This window comes from Parafrankia sp. EUN1f, from assembly GCF_000177675.1.
GTDB lineage: Bacteria > Actinomycetota > Actinomycetes > Frankiales > Frankiaceae > Parafrankia.
In genome coordinates, this window is sequence record NZ_ADGX01000037.1 from 1 (window position 1) to 21,504 (window position 21,504).

Annotated in this window: 25 protein-coding genes and 1 pseudogene; 12 read left to right on the forward strand and 14 right to left on the reverse strand. The window is 69.2% G+C overall.

Features of this window, described 5'->3' with window-relative positions; genetic code table 11:
- Positions 1 to 770 precede the first annotated feature (770 nt).
- Entirely contained in the window at positions 771 to 956 is a 186-nt protein-coding gene (locus FREUN1FDRAFT_RS43765; RefSeq protein ID WP_006540616.1) for a hypothetical protein, read from the forward strand.
- 14 nt (positions 957 to 970) lie between these two features.
- The gene (locus FREUN1FDRAFT_RS13500; protein WP_006540617.1) at positions 971 to 1,336 is read left to right on the forward strand and encodes a hypothetical protein; all 366 of its coding nucleotides are present in this window, start codon (positions 971 to 973) and stop codon (positions 1,334 to 1,336) included.
- Positions 1,337 to 1,814: 478 nt separating this feature from the next.
- On the opposite strand, the gene FREUN1FDRAFT_RS13505 is transcribed toward FREUN1FDRAFT_RS13500, so the two are convergent.
- Complete coding sequence (locus FREUN1FDRAFT_RS13505) at positions 1,815 to 2,483, reverse strand: O-methyltransferase (RefSeq protein WP_006540618.1); 669 nt, start codon at positions 2,481 to 2,483, stop codon at positions 1,815 to 1,817.
- 230 nt (positions 2,484 to 2,713) lie between these two features.
- On the opposite strand from FREUN1FDRAFT_RS13505, the gene FREUN1FDRAFT_RS13510 reads away from it, so the two are divergent.
- From FREUN1FDRAFT_RS13510 to FREUN1FDRAFT_RS41435, 3 genes and pseudogenes are all read left to right on the forward strand, one after another.
- Positions 2,714 to 3,715, forward strand: a complete 1,002-nt coding sequence (locus FREUN1FDRAFT_RS13510) for a LysR substrate-binding domain-containing protein (protein WP_006540619.1) — start codon at positions 2,714 to 2,716, stop codon at positions 3,713 to 3,715.
- Between the two features lie 632 nt (positions 3,716 to 4,347).
- A pseudogene (locus FREUN1FDRAFT_RS13515) lies at positions 4,348 to 4,692 on the forward strand (transposase); the annotation flags it as partial.
- Positions 4,693 to 4,763: 71 nt separating this feature from the next.
- Complete coding sequence (locus tag FREUN1FDRAFT_RS41435; RefSeq protein WP_006540623.1) at positions 4,764 to 5,111, forward strand: DUF732 domain-containing protein; 348 nt, start codon at positions 4,764 to 4,766, stop codon at positions 5,109 to 5,111.
- A gap of 311 nt (positions 5,112 to 5,422) precedes the next feature.
- Here the strand turns inward: FREUN1FDRAFT_RS41435 and FREUN1FDRAFT_RS13520 are convergent, their stop codons facing one another.
- The 3 genes from FREUN1FDRAFT_RS13520 to FREUN1FDRAFT_RS13530 all read right to left on the reverse strand — a co-directional run bounded on the left by FREUN1FDRAFT_RS13520 (position 5,423) and on the right by FREUN1FDRAFT_RS13530 (position 8,856).
- Positions 5,423 to 6,661 carry a pentapeptide repeat-containing protein gene (locus FREUN1FDRAFT_RS13520; protein ID WP_035951497.1) on the reverse strand — a complete coding sequence of 413 codons (1,239 nt, stop codon included), beginning with the start codon at positions 6,659 to 6,661 and terminating at the stop codon, positions 5,423 to 5,425.
- Between the two features lie 345 nt (positions 6,662 to 7,006).
- The gene (locus tag FREUN1FDRAFT_RS13525; RefSeq protein ID WP_006540625.1) at positions 7,007 to 7,561 is read right to left on the reverse strand and encodes a GNAT family N-acetyltransferase; all 555 of its coding nucleotides are present in this window, start codon (positions 7,559 to 7,561) and stop codon (positions 7,007 to 7,009) included.
- Positions 7,558 to 8,856: a helix-turn-helix domain-containing protein gene (locus FREUN1FDRAFT_RS13530; protein ID WP_006540626.1), complete on the reverse strand. Its 1,299-nt coding sequence runs from the start codon at positions 8,854 to 8,856 to the stop codon at positions 7,558 to 7,560. Before FREUN1FDRAFT_RS13530 ends, FREUN1FDRAFT_RS13525 begins: the two co-directional genes overlap by 4 nt.
- A 303-nt stretch (positions 8,857 to 9,159) precedes the next feature.
- Here FREUN1FDRAFT_RS13530 and FREUN1FDRAFT_RS13535 point away from each other — a divergent pair, with 303 nt between their 5' ends.
- A complete protein-coding gene (locus tag FREUN1FDRAFT_RS13535; RefSeq protein ID WP_006540627.1) occupies positions 9,160 to 9,780 on the forward strand; it encodes a hypothetical protein in 621 nt (206 codons plus the stop codon).
- Between the two features lie 8 nt (positions 9,781 to 9,788).
- On the opposite strand, the gene FREUN1FDRAFT_RS13540 is transcribed toward FREUN1FDRAFT_RS13535, so the two are convergent.
- The gene (locus FREUN1FDRAFT_RS13540; protein ID WP_232295178.1) at positions 9,789 to 10,235 is read right to left on the reverse strand and encodes a hypothetical protein; all 447 of its coding nucleotides are present in this window, start codon (positions 10,233 to 10,235) and stop codon (positions 9,789 to 9,791) included.
- On the opposite strand from FREUN1FDRAFT_RS13540, the gene FREUN1FDRAFT_RS39770 reads away from it, so the two are divergent.
- From FREUN1FDRAFT_RS39770 to FREUN1FDRAFT_RS13555, 4 genes are all read left to right on the forward strand, one after another.
- A complete protein-coding gene (locus FREUN1FDRAFT_RS39770; protein WP_006540629.1) occupies positions 10,213 to 10,968 on the forward strand; it encodes a hypothetical protein in 756 nt (251 codons plus the stop codon). The genes FREUN1FDRAFT_RS13540 and FREUN1FDRAFT_RS39770 overlap by 23 nt on opposite strands.
- A 431-nt stretch (positions 10,969 to 11,399) precedes the next feature.
- A complete protein-coding gene (locus tag FREUN1FDRAFT_RS43770) occupies positions 11,400 to 11,564 on the forward strand; it encodes a hypothetical protein (protein ID WP_157474743.1) in 165 nt (54 codons plus the stop codon).
- A 69-nt stretch (positions 11,565 to 11,633) separates the two neighbouring features.
- Positions 11,634 to 11,858: a hypothetical protein gene (locus tag FREUN1FDRAFT_RS39780; protein WP_006540632.1), complete on the forward strand. Its 225-nt coding sequence runs from the start codon at positions 11,634 to 11,636 to the stop codon at positions 11,856 to 11,858.
- 335 nt (positions 11,859 to 12,193) lie between these two features.
- Entirely contained in the window at positions 12,194 to 12,766 is a 573-nt protein-coding gene (locus tag FREUN1FDRAFT_RS13555; protein ID WP_157474745.1) for a hypothetical protein, read from the forward strand.
- A 159-nt stretch (positions 12,767 to 12,925) separates the two neighbouring features.
- Here FREUN1FDRAFT_RS13555 and FREUN1FDRAFT_RS46255 read toward each other — a convergent pair whose 3' ends face one another.
- From FREUN1FDRAFT_RS46255 to FREUN1FDRAFT_RS13600, 9 genes are all read right to left on the reverse strand, one after another.
- Positions 12,926 to 13,303: a hypothetical protein gene (locus FREUN1FDRAFT_RS46255; RefSeq protein ID WP_006540634.1), complete on the reverse strand. Its 378-nt coding sequence runs from the start codon at positions 13,301 to 13,303 to the stop codon at positions 12,926 to 12,928.
- Positions 13,304 to 13,350: 47 nt separating this feature from the next.
- Positions 13,351 to 13,719 carry a hypothetical protein gene (locus FREUN1FDRAFT_RS46260; protein WP_006540635.1) on the reverse strand — a complete coding sequence of 123 codons (369 nt, stop codon included), beginning with the start codon at positions 13,717 to 13,719 and terminating at the stop codon, positions 13,351 to 13,353.
- Positions 13,720 to 13,799: 80 nt separating this feature from the next.
- Positions 13,800 to 14,009 carry a hypothetical protein gene (locus FREUN1FDRAFT_RS45095; protein ID WP_035951501.1) on the reverse strand — a complete coding sequence of 70 codons (210 nt, stop codon included), beginning with the start codon at positions 14,007 to 14,009 and terminating at the stop codon, positions 13,800 to 13,802.
- On the reverse strand, positions 14,009 to 14,587 hold the full coding sequence (locus tag FREUN1FDRAFT_RS13575) for an RNA polymerase sigma factor (RefSeq protein WP_006540637.1): 579 nt from the start codon (positions 14,585 to 14,587) through the stop codon (positions 14,009 to 14,011). The genes FREUN1FDRAFT_RS45095 and FREUN1FDRAFT_RS13575 overlap by 1 nt, the downstream gene beginning before the upstream one ends.
- A gap of 502 nt (positions 14,588 to 15,089) precedes the next feature.
- The gene (locus FREUN1FDRAFT_RS13580; protein ID WP_006540638.1) at positions 15,090 to 17,243 is read right to left on the reverse strand and encodes a hypothetical protein; all 2,154 of its coding nucleotides are present in this window, start codon (positions 17,241 to 17,243) and stop codon (positions 15,090 to 15,092) included.
- The gene (locus FREUN1FDRAFT_RS13585) at positions 17,240 to 17,584 is read right to left on the reverse strand and encodes a hypothetical protein (protein ID WP_006540639.1); all 345 of its coding nucleotides are present in this window, start codon (positions 17,582 to 17,584) and stop codon (positions 17,240 to 17,242) included. The genes FREUN1FDRAFT_RS13580 and FREUN1FDRAFT_RS13585 overlap by 4 nt, the downstream gene beginning before the upstream one ends.
- 303 nt (positions 17,585 to 17,887) lie before the next feature.
- Complete coding sequence (locus FREUN1FDRAFT_RS39785; protein WP_006540640.1) at positions 17,888 to 19,669, reverse strand: DnaB-like helicase N-terminal domain-containing protein; 1,782 nt, start codon at positions 19,667 to 19,669, stop codon at positions 17,888 to 17,890.
- Entirely contained in the window at positions 19,666 to 20,028 is a 363-nt protein-coding gene (locus FREUN1FDRAFT_RS13595; protein ID WP_035951505.1) for a hypothetical protein, read from the reverse strand. The genes FREUN1FDRAFT_RS39785 and FREUN1FDRAFT_RS13595 overlap by 4 nt, the downstream gene beginning before the upstream one ends.
- A 194-nt stretch (positions 20,029 to 20,222) precedes the next feature.
- The gene (locus tag FREUN1FDRAFT_RS13600) at positions 20,223 to 20,471 is read right to left on the reverse strand and encodes a helix-turn-helix domain-containing protein (RefSeq protein ID WP_006540642.1); all 249 of its coding nucleotides are present in this window, start codon (positions 20,469 to 20,471) and stop codon (positions 20,223 to 20,225) included.
- Positions 20,472 to 20,529: 58 nt separating this feature from the next.
- On the opposite strand from FREUN1FDRAFT_RS13600, the gene FREUN1FDRAFT_RS39790 reads away from it, so the two are divergent.
- Both FREUN1FDRAFT_RS39790 and FREUN1FDRAFT_RS43775 read left to right on the forward strand, forming a co-directional pair.
- Positions 20,530 to 21,204 (forward strand): helix-turn-helix domain-containing protein, encoded by a 675-nt coding sequence (locus FREUN1FDRAFT_RS39790; RefSeq protein WP_157474747.1) that lies wholly within the window; start codon positions 20,530 to 20,532, stop codon positions 21,202 to 21,204.
- Entirely contained in the window at positions 21,201 to 21,374 is a 174-nt protein-coding gene (locus tag FREUN1FDRAFT_RS43775; protein WP_006540644.1) for a hypothetical protein, read from the forward strand. Before FREUN1FDRAFT_RS39790 ends, FREUN1FDRAFT_RS43775 begins: the two co-directional genes overlap by 4 nt.
- The last annotated feature ends 130 nt before the right edge of the window (positions 21,375 to 21,504 follow it).

Consider the following 21,504-nt stretch of genomic DNA (forward strand, 5'->3'; position numbering starts at 1 on the left):
CCCGTGGAACCACCCTGAGCACCACCGCCCCCGAACGAGCCCGTGGAACCACCCTGAGCACCACCGCCCCCGAACGAACCCGTGGAACCACCCTGAGCACCACCGCCCCCGAACGAACCCGTGGAACCACCCTGAGCACCACCGCCCCCGAACGAGCCCGTGGAACCACCCTGAGCACCACCGCCCCCGAAGGAACCCGTGGAACCACCCTGAGCAGCCGCATGCGCCGGCGCAGCAAACATCAGCACCGCGGCCGCAGGCACCGAAACCAGCATTCCGCAAACTCGCTTCTTGTCGAGCTTCATCGATAACCCCCTTGCTCGTTCCGCTACTCAGACGGAGGAAGGTGGCCACCCTCATGCGGCGATGCCACTCAGCAGGAGCAATCAGCCGCTGCAGCGAACCGGGATGCTGGACACCTTCCCGGTGCGCCACTCCGCCGCATCCCTACCCGGATTCCTGGCCTAATACTTCAAGGCATCCCGTGTAGTTGCGACGAACGATCTGCCAGTGGTGGCGGTGAAATAAGAGAATACGCTGGAGCGACTGCATTACCGGACCGGCGACAGGGTGCGAGCCGAGCCGTTCGTGGCAACAAATCTCGAGGCCCCATTCCTACCATAACCCGAAAAAAGGAGTGAGCAGGAACATCGGTAGTGTTCATGCTCTATGGTCGACCAGCTCGGGCCCCGAACAGCGGGTTAATCGCCGCGGACTCGAGTTCCCGCGGGTGGTTAACGTCAACTGGTGAGCGGCAATCGGGTTTACGGATGACGGCACGGCGACGGAAGAACGAGCTCCAGCGCCGCTGCGCCAGACCCGTGGACGAGACGGGCGCCCGCATCCGGGCGACGTGGTCGGAGCTGACCGCCGCGGACACGACCACCGTCGAGGCGGCGGAGCTGCTCGGGGTGACCCTGCCGAACAGCAGCGACGGCGGGTCACACCTGCGCTGAGGCGCCCGGCTCGCGTGGCCGGGCTGCTCCCGGCACTCGTCCCGCACCTGGTCCACGCGGCCCGAAAGACGCCGCTGGTCGGCGGCACCGGCCTGGCCGTGCTGATCGCCGCCGGGCCCTTCCTGACCTCGGCCGAGCTGGAGATCGGCCAGGCGGCGATCGTGCTGCCGATCGTCGCGGTGACCTGCGCGCTCGCAGTGGCGTTCGTGCTCGACGTCCGGGCCGCGCCCACCACGGTGACGCGCCGGTCTCCCGGCTGTGGATCACGGGCCTCCGGGTCGGGGCCGCGCTGGCACTGGCGGCGTGCGGCTGGCTGGCGGCGCTGCTGCTCTGCCGCGCCGCCGTCGCGGAGCCCACCTTCTTCCCGGCGGCCGGTCTGACCGTCGAAGCAGCGGCGATGGTCGCGCTCGTGCTGGCGCTCGCGGCCGCCGGCGGCGTCCTTGGCCGGGCCGGCGCACGCCGGCCTCGTGGCCGCACCGGCACTCGTCCTGTTCGCCCTCGCCGCCGTCCTGCTGCCCGAAGAGCTGACGCTGCTCGCCACGCCGGGCACACCTCAGTGGTCGTCCACCCGATGGTTCTGGCTCGGGCTGCCGGTCGCCGCGGTCGTCGTCGGCGTCCTGTTCGCGAGGGAGCCACGCTCCCCTCATGGGAGGCGCACAAGCCCCACCGCACCCGCACCCGCGCCCGTGAACGTCAGCGCCCCGGTGGCCCGGCGCCCCGGTGGCGCGGTGGCGCGGTGGCACGGTGGCGCGGTGGCGCGGTGGCGCGGTGGCACGAGATCAGCCTCCGCGGAGCGGTTCACAGCCCGGCGGAGAGGCTCAGAGCCGGGTGGATCGGCTCAGAGCCGGGTGGATCGACTCAGAGCCGGGTGGAGAGTTCCAGGCCGTCATCAACCGGCAGCGGGCTGGAGATGTATCCATGCGCGGGGTCGCGAACGTAGGCGAGATAGTCCGCGGTGTCGTCGGCGAACAGCACCGTGTCGTCGGCGACGACCACCGCTCCTGTCGACAGTCTGGACTCAATCAGGCGCAGAACCGGCAGGTAGAGGTGGTTCCAGCCGTCCAGCAGCAGGAAGTCGACCTGGTCCGGCAGGGCCGCGAGTGTCTCCAGAGCGTCACCGGGCCAGACCTCCGCCACATCACCCAGCCCCGCCTCGGCGAGATTGGCACGGGCTGCGGCGGCCTTGCCCGGCGACAGTTCGGTGCTGACGACCCGTCCGGCCCCGTTGTCGCGAACGGCGGCGGCCAGGTGAACCGCAGCGATCCCGAAAGAGGTGCCGAACTCGATGACCAGCCCGGGCCGCACAGCACGGACGAGTTGGTAGAGAAAGACCCCGGTCTCCCGGGATACCGGCATATAGATGTCACCGGTGAGCTCGGCGAGCTTGGCGGCGGGCAGTTCCCTCGGGACGAAGCCGGCATGCGCCGCCTGAAACGCGGCGACGGCCGCGTCGTCCTTTTCTGAGGCACCGAACAGGCGGTCGATGACGTTCACGGTCGGCGGGGCGAGCAGCGATGACGAGGGCACGAAAATCGTCCTTCTCATTCGGGTGGCAGGCGAGGGATCCGCGTTCGGAGGAACCAGGCCGCGAAGCAGCTGGGCGGCCCGGAAGCCACAGGTCCGCGCGGGTCTGCCGGTTTGCGGGCCGGGTGGCTCCGTGGGTCGCTCCGGGCGGGCCGCAGCCCTGCCCGGGAACGCTCACCATGACTGTAGGAAGAAGACGATCTGACTTCAAATGCAACTTGTACAGTTGATTAGTGCACAGAAGTCAATCGGACCTGTCAGGTGTCGACCTCAACCTGCTGGTTGCCCTGGACGCACTGCTGGAGGAGCTCAGCGTCAGCGCGGCGGCCCGCCGGCTGCACCTGACCGAGTCCGCGATGAGCCGCACACTCGGGCGGATCCGCCGCGCGGTCGACGACCCCGTCCTGGTTCGGGCCGGTCACAGCATGGTGCCGACACCCCGGGCACTCGCCATGCGCGCCGAGGTCCACGACCTGGTTCTGCGCGCCCAGGCGGTCTTCGCACCGGCCCAGCCCAGCGACCCGGCGACGCTGACCCGGACGTTCACGATCCTCAGCAGCGACCTGCTCATCACGGCAATCGGGGTCGATCTCCTCGACCGGCTTGGAACCGAGGCACCCGGTGTCCGGCTCCGTTTCCTCCCCGAGCCGGACATGCGGTCCGACCCGCTCCGGGACGGCACGGCCGATCTGGAGATCGGCGAGATCGACTCGACCGCCCCAGAGATCATCATCGAGGCGGTCGGGGAGGAGCGGGCAATCGCCGTGGTGCGCGCCGGCCATCCGCTGACCGCAGGACCCGTCACACTCGCCAGGCTGGCAGCAGCCCGGCACGTGACCGCTTCCCGCCGGGGCAGACTAAGCGGTCCGATGGACGAGATGCTTGCCGCCCACGGCCTACGCCGCGAGGTCGCCGCAGCCGTACCGACCCACGCCGCGGCCCTGGTTCTGGTGGCGAACAGCGATCTCGTCTCGATCGCACCGATCCGGCTCGGCCGGGCTCAGCTGGACGCACTGGGCCTCGTCCCGCTCGACCTCGACCTGCGGCTCCCACCGCTGCTGCTGTCCCAGGCATGGCATCCCCGTCACGACGCGGACGGCCAGCACCGCTGGCTGCGCGGCCGCGTCCGTGACTGCCTGAGACAGGCACTCGCCGGGGGCTCGGCGGCGGTGAGGCCGGACGGGTGGAGCGGAGGGCGTGGGATTCGAACCCACGAAGAGGATCGCTCCCCTTAGCGGTTTTCAAGCTTGGCCGACGCTGTGTCAGACAAGTTCGAACGAGACCGCATCGTCCACGCTGCCAGCGTGTATCACGCTCCGTGGTGCCAGGTTCTGCCACTTCAGATCGCTGACGGCCGAGTAGTCCGTGCCCACTACGTGCCCACCGCGATCAACCACGCCGGCTCGTACGTCGACGCCCACTCCCCGCATCACCGCTGGGTGCGGCGTCCTCTCCTCCACGCCGGGCCGTCGCGTCACCGGACCATGCCGGGCTAAGGGGTGGTCAGGGATGGACACCGTCCACCCCTCCCGACCTCTCGACGCCTACCCAAGAGACGCGGAGACACTGTGCCGCAGCAGCTCCCCCGCCACGATCTTCCTCGGTCCTTCCGGCCAGGGGTGGCTGCCACCCCTGCGTGTCCACCCCTCGACCAGGCCCCGTGGACGGGTCGGCACGACCGTCAAGCGGTTATCGATCGTCCCTGTTGGAACACCCGTGCGGCCTCCATGGAGGGCCAGGCCCACGCCGCCCCGCTGCCGGAGCTGCTCCGGCAGCCCCTCGACGACTCCCGGCGCGGGCCGAAGCCGAAGACGCAGCATCTCACCTGCTGAAGGCCTCCCCAGAGAGAAGCTGCGGAGCAGCGTCGCTGGTCACCGCCGGGCAGCGTGGGGACAGCCCGCAGTTCTCCGCGGTGCTCGACAAGATCCGTGTCCCCCGGCCGGGACCTGGCCGTCCCAGGACCCGCCCCGACCGGGTCATGGCGGACAAGGCCTACAGTTCGCGGGCGAACCGGGCGCTGCTCCGCCGTCGGCGAATCCAGTGCACGATCCCGGAGAAGAAGGAGCAGGCTGAGAACCGGCGTGCCCGTGGGTCGAAGGGCGGGATCAACCTCCTCAAACAGCACCCCGCGGTCACCACTCGCTACGAAAAGTTAGCCGTCCGCTGCCGGGCAACGGTCGCCATCGCAGCCATCAACATCTGGTTCCGCTAACGATCTTTTGGAACAGTCCCTGGTAGATCGGCGCGCTCCGTTACCCTGGCGCCCTTCACTTAGGAGGGCAGATGCGGGCACGATGGGTAACGCTGGCGCTTCTGGTTGCGATCAGTGGGTGTAGTGGCTCGGCGGACGGGGGCGATCTCGCCGACCAGCCAGGTCCCGAGAGGTTCGTGCAGGACGTTCACGCGCAAGGCCTCACCCAACCTGGTGCTGATCTACTGACGGTGGGCCATGAAGTGTGCGAAGGGCTCGCCAACCCAACAGCGACGGCGCTTGCTGACGCTGGGAGGAGCGTCGCGGCGCTGAAGCCGACCACGGCGCAGCAGAGAGCATTCATGATCTCGGCCGTACAGAACCTCTGCCCCGAGCACTCCAAGGGCATCGAGATTCTCTATGGAGTAACGGCCAAGTAGTTGCCGCACGGCCGCACTCGGCGCCGGTGAGTGTCATCGCATCGGCAGCCCGGACCGAGGACAGGTCACGGACTGTCGCACGGCCGCCGGGGAGCTCCCAGTGCGGCCATGGTGCGGACACCGGTCTCACTCACGGCCTGTCCGGGGCACCCGTCCGCACCCGTTCGTGGGGAGAAAACCCTTACAGGGCAGTCACTTTCTCGGCGGGTCGCTCGTCCACCTCCGGGTCATCCGGCGACTTAAAAACCGCCAATTTCCGGGCCGAACGGAACGGCGCAAAACCATGTGAAACCGGCACGACGTCGGAAGAGTCAGGAACCGCCCACCAATGGGTCGTAGGGCGGCCAGGATCCCGGCCGCTCCAAGTAGTCCGGCAACCGCGTCCCCGCATCCGCACGAACTGCTGACGCCACCTGCCCCACCGTCATGCCCTGGGCGCCGGCGAGGTTCGTTCCGTTCAGCCAGGTGAGGGTGAGGTTCGTCCCGAACAGCCAGGCGCCGGTGAGGTTCGCCGCGCCCAGATGGGCACGGGTGAGATCCGCCTCGCCCAACTGGGCACCGGTGAGGTTCGCCGCGCCCAGGTTGGCCCGGGTGAGGTCCGATCTGTCCAGCCAGGTGTTGCTGAGGCTCGCGGCGAGCAACTTGGCGTCAATGAGAGTCGCTTCATGCAGCCGGGCGCGGGTCAGGATCGCCTCGCCAAGCCGGGCGCCGGTGAGGTTCACCCCATCCATCTGGGCTTCCGTTAGGTTCGCCTTGTCCAGCCGGGCATTGCTGAGGTTCGCCGCGTCCAACTGGGCTTTGGTGAGATTCACCCCGACCAGATGGGCTCCAGCCAGGTCCGCCCCGACCAGATGAGCACCGGCGAGGTTGGCGTCCGTGAGGGTGAGATCAACCAGGCTGGCGGGGCCGGTGAGGGTTGCGCCGGTCAGGTCACAGCGTGGGACATCGTCGCGGAGCGGGAGTCGCCCTAGGACTTGGACGGCAGCGCGTATATCCGCCGCGGGCCGTACAGGTGAAGGTGCGTCCTGGCCGTCGGCGGGTGGCGGTGGATACAGAACGAGGTCGGTGCTCCGGGTGCGGACGAATGCGGAGAGGACCTCCACGACGGTGCGCTGATCGGCCGGGGAGTCCACCGCGATGCGTTCCAGGGCGTAGATCCCGGCTAGGCGGACGCCGAGGTTGTCCGGGTCGTTGAGCAGCTTCGCCGCCTCCACATACAACTCCCGCACGTGGGTGTTCAGGTTCGCCGCCCGCTCCCGGGCATCCGCCGCCACATTCGCACGCCTGGTTTCCGCGTTGGCCTGCCGTGTCTCGTCCAACGCGATCAGAGCGCCGGCCACCGCGGTCAGCGCCGCCGCCGCGGTGAGCAGCCCGCCCTGCAGGGCTGCCCGCGCCTCGGCGCCCCCGTCGGTGCCCGGCGGGTACATCCGGTCCGGCAGGTTCCAGATCCCCAGTACCGCTACCCCCGCACCGATCGCGGCGACCCCGGCCACGATCCACAGCACCCAGCGCCGTCCCGACCGCCGGCGTGCTCCCCCGTTGTCCGCCATGAGGGAGGTTGTACGCCACTGTCGCTTGCAACAGACAGGCCATCCCATTCGGGGCGAGACCTGTACAGACCGCGCTCGACGAACTGACCGAGCTGGGCTGGATTCGCCGCCGGCCGGACCCGCCGCGCAAGGCCGGTCGGCCGCCGTCCCCTACGTACGAGATCCACCCGGCTCTGACGAACGGACGCCTAGCCTGGTAGCTCTCAAGGGTCGCCCGGCGTCACCAAACGCCCTGATTTCGGAGTCTTCCGGTTCCGCATCGGTTATCGATCATCACTGTTGGACAGCCGAGTGCGCCTGCGAGGAATGCCAGCCTGCCGGGGCCGCGGGCTGTCCGGTGAGCCGTCAGCCCTGGGCGGTTTCCCAGGTCTTGCGGTCGATGGCGTAGATGTCGTACTCGGCGCCCTGGAGGACTTCGGAGCGGTCACGGTGCAGGCCGAGTTTCCCGGCGACCCGGATCGATCCGACGTTGCCGGCCGTCATGATCGAAATCAGATCGTCCTTGCCCGCCACGTCGAACGCGAACTCGACCGCCGCCGCGCCGGCCTCGGTGGCCAGGCCCTGGCCCCACCGGTCCCGGCGGATCGTCCACGCGACCTCGCAGCCCGGCCAGCCGAGCGCCTCGTACAGCCCGGCCCGGCCGAGTAGCTGCCCGCTCGCCCGGTCCTCGACCGCCCACATGCCGTACCCGCGCAGTGCCCAGTGTCCGATCTGAAAGGCGGTCTGCGACCAGGCACCGGCCTCCGTGCTCGGCTGGGGCGTGTGGTCGGCCATCCCGTCGGCCGTCACGATCGCCAGGTAGACGGGGATGTCGTCCGCCCGCCAGCCGCGCAGCACGAGCCGGGGCGTGAGGACGGTCGGTACGCCGTGGGCGTCTGGCTGGCCGAGGGTGAGGGTCATCCGCTGCTCCCTGCCGGTAGTGCCCGTCTGTGGGCCTGGAGCCGCTCGCCGAGTTCGGCGACGGCCCGTTGGCCTTCCCCGCGTGCTCCCAGCTCCTGCCAGATCTGCCCCGATCGCTGGATAACGGTCCGGGTCGGCCGTCCTTCCAGCACCGCCAGCGCCGCCGACGCGGCGTCCGCGGCCTGCTCCGGGTCGGGCTGTGCCCGTCGCAGGAACGCCTGTGCCAGCGCGTTGTACGTCCCGCCGATGTCCTCGTAGCCGCCGCCGGTGGCTTTCAGGATGGTCAGGGAACGGCGGGCGTGCGGCTCGGCGAGCTCACCGTCCCCGAGCCGCCCGGACACCACCGCGACGAACGTGTGCACCAGCTCCTCACCGAACGGTTCGGTGCCGACCATCGGTTCACCGAGCCAGACCGCGTCCTGCACGTCGCGCAGCGACTGCCGGGCCTGCTCGTGCTGCCCGGCCGCGGCCCGCGCGCGGGCCTCGTAGGCCGCGAGCCGGGCGCGTAGGTACGGGTGGGCGCCGTGCCGGGCCTGCGCGGCGATGTCGGCCGCCGCGGTGTGCCGGCCGGTGTAGTAGGCGATCGACGTCTGCAGCGTCGCCACCGAGCCACTCAGCAGCGGGTCGGCGACGTCACGGGCGTACAACTCGGCGAGGGAAGCGAACCGGCGCGCGGCGGCGTCGTCACCGATGTTGAACGCCAACCGTCCGGCGTAGAACGCGTACAGCCCCGCGACCAGGGTGAGCCGGCCCCGGACCCGGCCGGACAGACGGCCGTCGAGGAGCCGCTCGACGTCACGCCAGCCACCGACGATCAGCGGGGTGAGCACCGCGTGCGGGGTGGTCGTGTACGCGGTACCGATCTGGTCGAGCCGTTCGTCGAGTTCGTCGAGGGTGAGCGGGTCCGGGTCGCCGCCTGCGATCCGGCGTGACACCTCACCGGCAAGCCCTGCGGCGACGGCCAGGGCGCCGAGTTCTACTACTTCTCGCCGGTCCGTCTCGGCTCCTTTCGTTGCCCGTCCGCCTGGCAGCTCGGTGTCGAGATCCTGGCGGAGTACCTCCAGCCGCACGTCCTTCCACATGCTGATCAGCTCACCGCCGGCGTTCAACACCCGGTCCAACGCCTTGATCAGGTTCGCTGACGGGACCTGCTTCCCGGCGACGGCCTCGGAGATCTGTGGCCGTTTGAACGTGGTCGCCGCGGCGAGGGTGGTGCGGTTGTGCCCCTGCCGTTGCATCAACTCCCCGAGCCGGCGGGTGAGCCGGCCGCGCGCCGAGTCCTCGCCAGAGTGCATCGAAGCCCCCACCGTCGGGCGCACCGTAACCGCGGCGGTTACGGACGTAACGAGAGTTGCGGTCTGTCGTGGTCCTGGCGCGGAGTGTGTCATGTGACGTGTTCGGGGGAAACACACCCGCCCGCATCTGGGGAGTGGTCGGGGGACCTCCGGACGGGCGCTGGCTCTCGCGCATGACCACCGGTGAGGCCACGCCCAGGCGGGGAGGCGGCTGCCTCAGAGCCCGTCTCCCCGCCGTACCCGGGGCCCGCATCCGCGGGTCACCGGACCGCATCCCGCCCACGACCGAGCCGGGAGGCTCTCATGAATCACGGTTCCGCCCTCACCGTCGACCCGCGCCCGGACCGCGCCACCGCGACCGTGGCCACGGCGCAGGTTGACGCCTACCCGACCGGCCGGCGTGCCGCGGAGATCCTCGACCAGCTCGAGGAGCACCCGCTGTTCGAACGGCTGCGGGCCTCGACGCTCGCCTACCCGGACTGCTGGGCGACGTTCACCGGCTACCCGATCATCAACGAGTGGAACCTCGACGAGGACGGCCCCCACCTGTTCGAAGAGGCGCTCCGCACGATGGCGATGAAGGCCGCCGTCTACGACGCCACCGGCGACGAGCGGGCCGCCGAACTCGACGTCGCCGCGCCCGTCGACGAGATGGTGCACGCCCTCACCGCGCAGTTCACGATCCTGACCGCCATCCAGACCGACCTGGGCGTGACCTTCATCCACAGCACCGACAACGAGCGGTTCCAGTACGACGCCGACGGCTTCACCGACACGATCTACCGGGCCGCCGGGTGGGGTGAGCCCCGACGCCGCTACTGGATCGGCAAGGCCGAGACCGTCCGCCGGCTGAACGTCCTGCTCGGGCTCTACGAGTCGATCGGCATCAACCGCGGCGGACGTTCCCACCTCCTCAACTTCTGACCTCAGCCTCAGCCCACCGCCGCCAGCGCCACCCGTAGCGCGTCCACGACCACCGCCGCCGGGAATCGCCCGGCCGCCGCCCGCTCGGCGTCGGCGAGCACCACCTCGACCTGCCCCGGCTCCGCGTGCCGGACCAGCACCGTCATCCACGCGGCGAGCCCCTCCGCCCGGTCCGGCATCGGGCCCGGGGCAGGTCCCCGGTCCGCCTCCTCGGGCCAGCGTTGCCCCCCGGAGGCGTACCGGCCCGGCGCAACCCCGATCTTGTGCGGGTGGACGCAGACCGGCACGCCGGTGACCGCGTCCCGCCGGTAGCCCCGGGACGTGTCGTACCGGCTGTCCGGGCCAGGCCCGTCCGCGATATCGAACCGGCCCCGGTCATGCACCAGCGCGGGGCAGACCACGCACAGCGCATCCTCATCCCAGGGACGATCCATGTCGCGCTCACCGGACGTCACCGGCCCATCATCACCAGCAGGCACCCCGCCCCGTGGGCCGGCCCGGCGATCTATCCTCACCGCACCCCGGCCGCTGGTCGTCACCGCGGCACTCGACATCGCCCGCCGTTGGTGCTCCGGTCATCAGATCGACGGGGCGCCCGCGCTCGGTCACGCCGTCCGCGTCGCGCTCGCCCTCGGCCGGCACCTGCCCGACGTGTCACCCAGCCTGACGGCCGCCATCCTCCTGCATGACGTCCCCGACTACGCCGACACCCAGACGCTCGGTATCGAGATCGGCGACCGGTGCGGCACAGACGTCCTGATCGCCCTGTGGCTCATCCACGGCGAACACACAGCCATGGACCTCTACCAACACGACCCAGACGCCGCAGTTCGCCGCCTGGAGACCCTTCCCAGCGACGTCGCCGCCGCACTCGCGGCCGACAAGGTCGTCAGCCTGTCCTACGTGCTCGGCTGCGCCCGCCGGGCCTGGGACATCCGCAGCTACTGGGCCAGCCGCCGTGCCTTCCTCACCCTGGTCCCGTACTTCCGGGCGTTCGTCGAAGTCACCGCCCCACGACTACCCCCGGCCCTGGCCGACGAACTCGGCGGGCTGGTGCGGGACGCCCGCCGCGCCGCGATACTCGCGGCTCCTGTGACTGCCACTGGCCGGGTGGCCCAGGCACGTCCGCGGCAACGAATCCTCGAAGGTGGCCGCAGCCAACCGGTAGCAATTGTAGATCCACTCTGATGGAACAGCTGAATACTGCCGCGCGGCCGTCGCTCGGACTGTGCGATCGGTGGTCGATCATCACCGGTGGCACACCCGTACCGATCCCTGGCCCGTACGACCGCCACAGCACGGTGGTGGCCAAAGCCTCGAAACAGGGCAAGTAGACCCCACGTGGTCTTCTGGTGACATACAACCGGCGTGCCTCTGACTGCGATCCTGACGCCCGGTAACTCTTGATTACCGGGCTGAACGGAATAGGACAAAAACGGGTGTGACCAACCGCGGTGATCCGCCGCCAGGAGAGCATCGGTGCGACGTTCTATCTCCTGCGAGGCCTGATCATGCGTGACCGGTGTGAACTGCGGATGGCCGGAACCGGTAAGGGTGCCTACTACGTGTGCACTCGGGCAAGATATTCCAGTACGGACCCACGCCGGCGCGTGCGCCGCATGAACGCAAAGATCGTGGAAGATTTCGTTTCGGACGCGGCGGTTGGCAAACTGGAAAAACTTGACGTGACCGGCGAGGCCGCTACCGAGACCGGGGTTCCTGCCGCACTACAGGAGAAGATCGACGGGCTCCGTGCGGAATTGGAGGAGTTACAGGAGGGCTGAAAGAAGGGCGAGCTCTCTGCACGAAAGTACCGAGAGGACAGGAAAATCATCAACGATCACATACAGGAGTTGCAGAAGCAGACCGCCACCCCGCGTCCGGCGCTGGAGATTCTGGCCGGTCTGACCGGACCGAACGCGCGTGCCGCGTGGGACCGGATGGGCGAGAACGGCGAGAAAGAGCGAATGAACGCGGTTCTGCGGTTTCTGTTCGGCGCCGCGATCATCGGCAAGTCGACCACGCCAGCGGGAAAGTGCGACTACAGCCGTATCCGTTTCGAGGAAAACCGGCTCTGAAGACTTCACCGCCCGCGGGGCGGTGTCTATGGCGACCCCGGTACGACGCCCCAACGCCACACCAGGGCCTGAACCGGTGCCGTAGTCGATCTTCACGGCTTTCCATGACAACCCAGGCGGCTCCCTAAATCTGACGATCACGGAAAGATCAACTCGGAATGTGAGCATGTCCACAGAGCACTGGGATGTACACGGAGGACTCGCCCCAGGTGGCGCATTTACCAGTAGATAGGACCTAGTTCCTATCTACTCTGTGTTGCTACCCGACAGGCCAACTTTCGCTCAGAGTCTTGTTCCGTCAGGGTCCTATGCACCAGAAAGGAAAGGTTCTAGACTTGATCAAGAAGGCTGCACGCATCATCTTGACCCTGGGTATCTCCGTCCTAGCCACTGTCTTTCTCGGCGGGGGCATCATGGCCTCTCCCGCGTCGGCAGCGACCAATCCGGAGATCACTCAACATTACAACGGCATGCTCCTGACCTGGGACAATGAGACCTGGAACGGGGCGACGAGCTGCGCCGTGGTTTCGGAAACCGACGTCTATTGCTTCGACACCTTGGCCGAGCTGGATGAGTTCACACCCGAGGATGCGGAGGCTCGACCAAGCACCGTGTTGTACAGCTGTTCGGGCTGGACCCGTCTGACCGGCACCAGCAATACCGGCAGCAGCCATACCCTGCAGTTCAGTGACTGGGGATACTGGCAGAACCTGAGCCAGTGGGTCGCCGTCCCGTTTCACGTCGCAGTTTGGAACAACTACCCAAACACCTGTAAGGCGTACTTCCGTTTTGCCGGTGGAGCTTGTCAATACATAGCCCCGAACGCCACGATCTATTTCACTCCTCCCCAGCCGGCGGATCAGGTCTACGTGCAGAACCCGTCGTACGCTCCGGCGCCGGGCTGCTAGACCAGCGTGACCGCGCGTAACTGCTACATGTAGCAGGGCTGATGGCACGGAGGGCGGGAGAGCTTGTGAACCGAGCGGTTACCCTGACAGCCGCGATCGGTTCCGCCCTCGCTGCCCTCCGTGCTGTCATCGTTGTCAGCCAAGGTGCGTCAACGGACGTCACGTGGTGGCGCCGACGGTGGGAACACGCCGGGTCGTGATGATCTCGGTGTAGCTCTCGATGATCGAAGCATCGGGAAGGTGTAGTCCGGGGGGCGGTGGCGTGTCGACCTGTTCGATGGTCAGGGGCGCACCGGTGTCGGAGAAGATCACATACGCGACGCCGAGGCTGAGGCTGGACTTGTCGGAGACCACCAGGCCCACCGCATGGCCGGGCCGGCCGGCGTGGTCACGGGTCGGCCCGGCGTCGAAGAGCGTGGGGATCTGCGCGAGGACCTCGTAGAGCGCGGCGTTCTGTGCCGGGCTTGTCAGGCCGGTACTGAGGAACCTCAGGACCTCGCTCGTGACCCAGAGGTCGACGGGGTAACCCCGTGCCACGGCATAGGCCTTCAGCCTCGCTGAGATCTGCGTGGGGTCGGTGGGGGTCAGGGCCGGGTCGTACTCGGGGGGCAGCGGTGGACGGTCGGAGCTGCCCTCGATCCGGTCGTCGTCGGGGGGGTCGGCCCGCCGATGTCCGCGCCGGCGCGGTCGATCTGCTGGATGTACCGTTCGCTGTGCACCGCCCCGTCGTTGCCACGCCACAGGTCCGTGATCGTCGTACGGGCGGTGGTCGTCGCCTTGTGGCGGGCGACGGCGATGTCGAGCCCGTAGCTCTGGGTGCGGACATAGATGACAGGGCCACTCCCGGCCTGCGCGCTCTCCCGCTGCCGGCGGGCCGCCTCCGACAGCGCCGTCACCGCACTGTCGTGATCACCTGTGGTGGCGGTGAGGAGAGGTTCCGGCAGCAGCGGCATGGCTGTGGCCTGGTCGTGTGTTCGTACGACCGTGAACCCCAGGATCGCGCCCGCGAGCACCAGGACCGTGGCCGCCGCCGTCAGGACGCCCCGGCGGCGCCGGGCGGCGTCTCGACCAGGTCTGCGCCCAGGCCGGGGGACCGGGCGGACGGATCGGCGAGCAGAAGGGCCAGCAGGCTCTCCCCTCGCCGCTGCTCGACGGCGCTGAGGGGATCGTCCGCCACCGGGTTGGAGGCGCCCAGGAGCGCGCGCACCACGACGAGATCGTCGCTGTCGTCGCTGTCGGACATCATGATCCTTCCTGGAAGATGGGCGAGGCTGGGGCTTCGGCGCCGGTCGGCGTCGAGGCGGCTTCTGCCAGGGCCGTCTCGAGGCGGCGCCGGGCACGGTGCAGACGCACCTTCGCCGTGGCGGCGGAGACCTCCAGAGCAACCGACAGGCCGTGAAGGTCCAGCCCTTCCCAGCCGGCGAGCTGCAGGATCTCCCGGTCATCCGGAGACAGCCGCTCCAACGCCTGCCAGGCCGTGTCTCTGCGGACCGTCTCGTCGGCGATGTCCTCGTCGGTCAGGGCGGTCGGGTCCGTGGCCAGCCCGGACCCGACGATCCGGGCTTCGAGCCGGAGCCGCCGGATCCCCGCGCGGCGCTGGTTACGCACGACGTTGCCGGCGATCCCGTACAGCCACGCCCGGAGCTCGTCCGGGGTGGCGGGGTGGCGCTGCCGATGCCGCCAGGCCGCGAGGAAGGTCTCCGACACGACGTCCCAGGCGGCCTCGTCATCACCGAGACGTCGCTGCGCGAACCGCAGGACCGCCCCGTGATGTTCCCGGAACAGCGCCTCGAACGAGGGCACGGCCAGACTGGCAGGCACAGGGACAGTCCTTCCTCGGGGCGTCATCCCTTTCATGTCCGGCACCCCCCACCCGGTTACATCCCACCGAGATGTTGTCTGGATATTCGGGACCCCGGACGGCGCCCACCTCCGCAGTCACCGTCGCGACGAGCAAGGACTCGTCGTCAGCCGGCACGAGGCAGGAACGGGTTCTCCCCCACCGAGGGGCCGCAAAGGCCGCCCGCACAGCGATGACCCGTCCGGTGGGGTGGCGCTGGCTCCAACTCCGCCGGCACGCTTCCGGGGTGTCGCTGGGTTGGCGAACACATCCACGGATGGCCTCCGGCTGTGAGCGCCCGGCCAGCGCAGGTGCCCCGGCGCGGCTGCGGCCCCGTGCGGTGGTGATCGATTCCTAGGGCGGGCGATGCCCGGGAGCCGGCCCGCAGGCCTCCTCGGTGCCGGCGGGGAGGACAGCCCTAGACCCTAGAGTCCCTGCGTTCAGGGCATTCCCGGGCCTAGAGCCATCCCTAGACCTAGGGCCCTACGCCCTAGCCGCGACGGCCGCGCGCAGCGCCTCGCGGGTCACGCCCGCCGCGTTCGCTGGCCGTCCCTTGACCCCGGGCGCCCACACCTGGTCGTCGACCTGCACGCCGGCTGTGCGCAGGTGGGCCCCGAGCTGCTGCGCCGTCCACGGTGCCGCCCCGTCTGGGCTGTCGACGGTGTACCGCCCCGGCCAGGTCTCGGCGAGCCGGCCCGCCAGCACTGCCAGGTGCGTCTTCTCGGCCTCGGCGACTTCGAGCGCATGACCGAGCAGGACCATCGGGCCGTGCTCGTCGACCTCGACGGCCTCGCCATCCGCCTGCCCCGTCAGCGTTCCTGCGGCGGCCCGCAGCGCGCGGGCCCGTTCAGCGACCCGCTCGGCGGCCGGGGCGTCGACGTAGGCGCCCCGGGCCACGATCGGATCGTCCTCGACGCCGGCCAGGTAGCAGATGCCCTTGTCCTTGCGGGTGAACGTGTACGCCTGCACCCCACGGGCCGACATCCCGGTGCCCAGGATCATGTTGTTCTCCAGATGGCCACCGACCCGCAGGCACAGCCGGATGCTCATGTTCGCCGATATATCGAGCGGCAGGCTTTCCTTCGTCGGCCGCTGCGTCGCCAACGCGAGCATGATCCCCATAGAGGGACCGCGCTTCATGATGGGCACGCACAGTTCGATGGCCTCCTCCTTGAACTCCTTGTGCCCGAACAGTTCCTGGCATTCGTCGATCGCGAGCACGATCGGCTGGAGACCGCCGACCTTCCGCGACAGCTCTGGGGTGACCTTGTTCTCCGGGCACACCTGCTTCGGAAGCGAGCGGATCAGGTCGGAGCGCCGTTCCAGTTCGGCGTGTACCTCTCGCAGCCCCTCCATGCACGCCACCAGGGCGGGCGTGCCGGCCCCGGAGGCATACCGGTGCGCGACCTGCTCACCGGGGGAGGACAGGTCCCCGGTTCCCTTGAGTTCGTAGACGTAGAGCTTCACGAACGGGTCCAGCGCCGCGCCGAGCAGAAGTACCCGCAGCGCCATCGTCTTGCCGTACCGGGGCATCGCGCCGATCAGAATGCTCTCGAAGATCAGCGGGATGGACACCGGCCGCAACCGCTGGTCGAACCCGAACGGCAACGGCTCGAAGATGTTCGTGGTGCCCTTGTGCAGCAGCGGCCAGGCCGGTGCCTTGCTCCTGGCGAGGGTCTCCCGCCCGACCCACAGCACCATCCGCCCCGGGTGGGCTTCGGTCTCCGGTTCCGGCCACACCGCGCCCAGCGGCCGGCGCAGGCCGGATGCGAGCTTGTCGCGTTTCTCGGCGACCTCGGCGACGGTGACGCCGTACGGAAGGTCGAACTCGGCCCGCCAGCCCGGCCCGTCGACCTGGATCGGCGCGACCCATTCCAAGCCCTTCTCGCTGATCTGCTTCGCGATGGTCGCCGGCAGACCGCACGCCGCCAGCGCCCGTTCCACAATGTCGCTGGTCAGCTTCGGTGCCCGCCCGGACCCGGTGACCCGGCTGTCCAGGATCGGTCGGTCACGGCGCCGTCCGACCGCGCCCAGGGCCAGCACACCGGCCGCCGCCGTCAACCCGAACAACGCCGGCTCGTGGGCGTAGAGCAGGCCTTCACCGACCCCACCAGCGAGCAGCCCGACGCCGGTCACCGGCGCCCGGCGCCTCACCCGCTCGTCGCGCTGCCGAGACAGCGCCAGGTACGCCGGGCTGTCGGCCCGGTCGGTGCCCTGGATGCGCTCCCGTCCATCGGCGTCGCCGGTCCACCGGGCCAGGGCCCGGACCGCGCGGGCCGTGCCGCGGGGGCTGCCCGCCGCGAGACGGCCGGCGTAGAGGTGAGCACGGGCCGTGTGGAATGCGGCCGGGTGCAACGTCTCCTCGACGGCCCACCAGGCGGCCCGGCGGAGCTGGCGAACATCGCGTACCCACGGTGCGATGACCGGCCTGCGGACCGTGGGCACCTCCCACGGCGCGGCCTCGCCGGTCCCGGCCGGCTGGTCGACCGGGACCGGGTCGTGCTCGTCGGCATCGACCGCCACCGGCTCGGCCTCGACCGGGACGGCTACCGGCTCGGGTCCGGGCGCCGGGGCCTCCGCGGGGACGGAGGCCCATGGGCCGGGGACGAGCAGCCCTTCGTGGGTCTGCGCGCTCACAGCCGGCCCTCCGCCCGGCTGGCCTGGTCGAGGGCGAGCAGGTGCCGGAGGTTCTCCGCGACCCAGTCGACGTCCCCGCGGACCAGCCCGCCCACGATCGAACCGAGCCGGCTGGACGTCTCGATCCCGAGGACTATCGCCACGTCGAGGCTGCGGACTCGCGCGAGCCGGGCCCGCGACCGGTCCAACTCGACCGGGGTCGGCGTGAGCAGCTCGACGGGCACGCCTGCGGCCCGCCGGCCGGTGTCGTGCCCGGCAGCGGGCCGGGCCGGGGCCGGGATGGTGCGGTCCGGGTGGGGCTGATCCGGCCTGTGGGGGCCGGTGGGTGGAATGCTGCACATGGGTCCTGCTCCTTGTCTGGCAAGGGGTGGGGTCAAGGGCCGGGCCGGCGCTGAGATCGCCGGACCTGGCCCGCTTACGTTGCGTGACCGTTCTGATCAGGGTCAGGGCCGGTGCGTCGCGCCCCGTCAAGCAGGTGCGCAGGCACCCGGCCAGGGGTGTACGGCCAGGGGCGGCGGCCACCCCTGGCCGGGAGAGAGCGAAAGATCCTCGGGGAGGAACCGCTGCGGTGCAGGGGGTTCATCTCTCTTGCGTGATCGCTGAGAGCCTGGGAGGGGTGGACGCTGTCCACCCCTGACCACCCCTTAGCCCAGCGTGGTCCGGCGGCGGTACTGCTTCCCGGCTAGGCCGTTGTATTCGATCTCTTCCATCTCGACCTCACCAAGAGCGATCAGCCGGCTGATCGCCTCGTGGAAGTAGTCGCGGTGACGGCGGGTAGCAGTCCGCAGATCCGAATGCACGAGCCAGCCGGTTTCCCGCCCGAGACGATCCGAGATCGCCCGGCACGCCTTCCGTACCCGGTCCTCATCGGTCCGCTCCGCGACGATCACCGAACGCTCGGCGTTGGCCACGGCCCGAGCCCGGTTCCGTGACGAGTCGACCGCCCGCAGCTTCTCGACCACCGACGCGCGCGTCCGATCCGACACGGCCATCACCGTTCCGGCCAACTCCCAGTCCCTGTCATCCACCTGGGTATGACCGTGGAGCAGGCCGAGCGCTGCGGCCACCTTCAACCGGCACAGCAGCGCGTGACCGTCGAGCGCGTCGCCCTCACCCCGCTGCCGCTGGATATGCGCCTTCCTGATCGTCGACAGAGCGGCCGGGCAGACATCGAGCACGTACCGGCCGGGGGCAAAGCCGTCAGCTTCGGTCGTCCACGCAGGCATCTCCCAGGCAAGCGCCTCAGGAGCAGACGGAGTCTCATCGGGAATCGTCGGGTCTGTTCCCGGCAGCCAGAGGAACCGTTGCGGGGTGCCCCCCGATGCCTCCTTACCCGACAGCAACGGGCCCGCGTTCTCCGGCTGCACCCCCACCACCAGGCCCAGTCGGTAGGTATGGTTGCCGGTCCTCAGCGGCTCCCCACGGTTGAGAGCGCCCAGAGACTCGCCCATCCACGCTTCCCGCAACACCGACATGATTGTTGACCCCTGGCGGTCCTGGAGAGCGCCGAGCCGGTCGACTTCGTTCACGACGACAATCGCCGTAGTGGTGTGCAGGTGCGCGTCTGGCTCGCCGTTATCGCCCGCCTTGTAGCGCACGAACGCGCTGGCAATTCCTTCCCCGGTACCGATGGGCCATGGCGTTACCTCCTCCGGCAGCGTGTAGGCGTCCTGCGCTGCGCCCAGCGCAGCACCCTTGCCGTTCCCCGATTGCGCAACGATTGCCAGGAAAAGGTTCAGCGAAGCGTGGCTACCAATGGTGGGTGGCAGAACGTACTTCGGGCCCACCTGGGACAGCACCCGGACAAGCACAGCACCGAGGGTCGCCCACGGCGATGCCATCCGGCCGCGGGCAGCCGCCCGCACATGGGTCAGCGACGTCCGAGCCGACCAGAACGCCTCTTCCTCGGCGGGCGTCAGCGCGACGGGAGTCTGCTTGTCCTGCTCGACGAGCGTGCCAAGCGTCGTCACAGCCTCCCGTGCAACTTCGGCCAGGTCCTTGCCGCCGTCCAGCGCGGCCCTGGCGGACGTCAGCGCCTCCCGCACCTTCCGGCGGTCCGCCGCCTGCCTGACCTCGGCAGCGAAATGACCCGCCATCCCCTGGGAGGGCGCGGCTTCCTGCCAGGAATCGAGATCAGCGAAGGTGACCCCGTGTCCGGGTGTGGCGTAATCCGCCTTCGCGCGCTTTCCGAGCTCAACCAGTACCGATGCCCGGTCAACCGGGAGCCCTTTGCCTTCAAGATCACAAATGGTCTTGAAGGTGATTCCATGCGCCGGGAGCGAAAAGTCCTCCGCTGTCAGACGATCCTTCATGTCCTTTACGGTAGAAATGTCGGCAAGCATCAGGCCGAGGACAACCCGTTCCGGGTCAACCTGCGGGGCCTTCATCGGGACTCTCAGCTCCGGGCGGGGCGCCGCCACGGTCATCGGTCTGTCCCCCAGCAACTCAGACGGCGCAGCTCGTGACCGTGCTCGGCGAGGCGGGACCGCAGCGGGCGGCCAGTCGCCGCGTGGAGCCGGGCACGGGTCGCGACGTCCACGGGCAGGACCACGATCACCCCGGCGCCGGCGAGCCGGGCCAGCACCCGAGGGAGCGCGGCGACCGGCCCGGTGAGTGTGCCGGCGAGGGCTGCGCTTACGGCCTGCTCGGCACCCGCCCGGGGGTAGACCTGCGCCCGGTCGCCGTCGACGTGCACGACCGCGACGGGCGCCCCGGCGGTGCACGGGTGGATGGTGCCGCTGGCGGCCGTGCGCCACAGCTCGGCGCTGGTTGCCTGGGACGTCACCGCAGTGACTAGAGCGCCGCAGGTTCCACACACGAGCGGGACCGGTCGGCGGTTATCCTCGTAGGTGCTCACGCAGCGTGGTGCGTAGCGAGCTGCGCAGGGAAACCGTACGCTCAAAGTGGTCGTTTCCTTCGGGATGTCGGTTTCGACCGGAACGGCGCCCCTGGCCGGGCGCCGTTCGTCGTTGTGGGCGTTCATGCGGGGACGAGCGACGAGCCGTCCCCGATGCCGAGAGCAGCACGCAGTGGCGCTGTCGGCACCGTGTACTGGCCACCGGTCCGGATTACGGGCACAGGGAAATCCCCTGTCCTGGCGAGCTGGTACGCCTTGCTCCGGCTGAAGCCGAGGATCTCGCTCGCCGTCACCAGGTCCGTCTGGACTCCCAGCGCAAGGACCTCAGATTCGGTCCAACGGCGACGAATAGCCGTTTTCTTCACAATCACGATAAGCCTCCCGTGCCACTACTCAGAGCAGTTGATCCGCGTCAGAGAGTGCCATCATGTGCTGCCCAGTGTCAACGAGCAGCTACAGTCTGCTGCCATGACGGAAACTGAGGCGCCTAGCTCTGCTGCCCTGGCAGAAGAGGACTGGCGGCAGCGGCAGGCAACGTTGGTCATCGGAGAGGTCCGACGACACCGCCAGGCGCAAGGCATGAGCGCGGCCGAGCTTTCGGATGCCTGCGCTCGACTCGGCCTGCCAGTGCACCGGTCCGTGATCGCCAACCTGGAGGGTGGGCGCCGCGGGTCCGTGACGATCGCCGAGCTGATCGCATTCGCTGCCGCGCTCGATGTCGCGCCGGCACAGCTCCTGTGCCCGGTGGGCTACGCCGACGAGGTCGAGATGCCACCAGGGCGAATCCGCCCGACGTGGGATGTCTATGAATGGATCACCGGCGCATGCCCGGAGAAGACGGAAACGCCTATCGCCCATTACCGGAAGTACCACCTGTATCAACGTGAAGAACGGCAGGCACAGCAGCGCGCCGACGAGCAGGACCATCGGGCCGGTCAGCTACCCGCCGGGCCGCTCCAAGACGCCGTACGCGCGACCGCCGACGCGGAACGAGGCCGGGCGCAGACGATCTATGCCCTGCTCGATGTCCTCCGGAAGGACATGATCTCAGCGGGGATTCGACCACCCGCCGACCGTCCGGACGAGGCGGGCACGCCCGCATGAAGATCAAGACCGAGAAGCGGTGTGGGTGCCGCGGAGAGGACGACAAGCAGCTCGGGACGCACTGCCCGAAGCTCAAGCGGGCCGGGCACGGGAAGTGGTCGTACCGGCTGCGGGTGCCTGATGAGCTGGTCGAGCTGGTCGGTAAGCAGTACCTGCGGGGATCCGGATAACCACCGCGAACGAGGCCAAAGACGCAGCCCAGGAGAAGATGGAGTCCATCAGGGCGGGTCAACAGCACGTCGGCTCGTTGACGACCGGCGCATACCTTGACCAGTGGCTACAAGGGAAACGGCGATTGCG

Excerpts from the sequence above, each read along its gene's own strand:
- FREUN1FDRAFT_RS13535 (WP_006540627.1), top strand. The coding sequence starts at position 9,160 with ATGAATCACGGTTCCGCCCTCACCGTCGACCCGCGCCCGGACCGCGCC.
- FREUN1FDRAFT_RS13525 (WP_006540625.1), bottom strand. The coding sequence starts at position 7,561 with ATGACCCTCACCCTCGGCCAGCCAGACGCCCACGGCGTACCGACCGTC.
- FREUN1FDRAFT_RS43770 (WP_157474743.1), top strand. The coding sequence starts at position 11,400 with ATGAACGCAAAGATCGTGGAAGATTTCGTTTCGGACGCGGCGGTTGGC.
- FREUN1FDRAFT_RS41435 (WP_006540623.1), top strand. The coding sequence starts at position 4,764 with ATGCGGGCACGATGGGTAACGCTGGCGCTTCTGGTTGCGATCAGTGGG.
- FREUN1FDRAFT_RS39770 (WP_006540629.1), top strand. The coding sequence starts at position 10,213 with ATGTCGCGCTCACCGGACGTCACCGGCCCATCATCACCAGCAGGCACC.
- FREUN1FDRAFT_RS39785 (WP_006540640.1), bottom strand. The coding sequence starts at position 19,669 with ATGACCGTGGCGGCGCCCCGCCCGGAGCTGAGAGTCCCGATGAAGGCC.
- FREUN1FDRAFT_RS13520 (WP_035951497.1), bottom strand. The coding sequence starts at position 6,661 with ATGGCGGACAACGGGGGAGCACGCCGGCGGTCGGGACGGCGCTGGGTG.
- FREUN1FDRAFT_RS43775 (WP_006540644.1), top strand. The coding sequence starts at position 21,201 with ATGAAGATCAAGACCGAGAAGCGGTGTGGGTGCCGCGGAGAGGACGAC.
- FREUN1FDRAFT_RS13530 (WP_006540626.1), bottom strand. The coding sequence starts at position 8,856 with ATGCACTCTGGCGAGGACTCGGCGCGCGGCCGGCTCACCCGCCGGCTC.
- FREUN1FDRAFT_RS43765 (WP_006540616.1), top strand. The coding sequence starts at position 771 with ATGACGGCACGGCGACGGAAGAACGAGCTCCAGCGCCGCTGCGCCAGA.
- FREUN1FDRAFT_RS46260 (WP_006540635.1), bottom strand. The coding sequence starts at position 13,719 with ATGCCGCTGCTGCCGGAACCTCTCCTCACCGCCACCACAGGTGATCAC.
- FREUN1FDRAFT_RS45095 (WP_035951501.1), bottom strand. The coding sequence starts at position 14,009 with ATGTCCGACAGCGACGACAGCGACGATCTCGTCGTGGTGCGCGCGCTC.
- FREUN1FDRAFT_RS13585 (WP_006540639.1), bottom strand. The coding sequence starts at position 17,584 with ATGTGCAGCATTCCACCCACCGGCCCCCACAGGCCGGATCAGCCCCAC.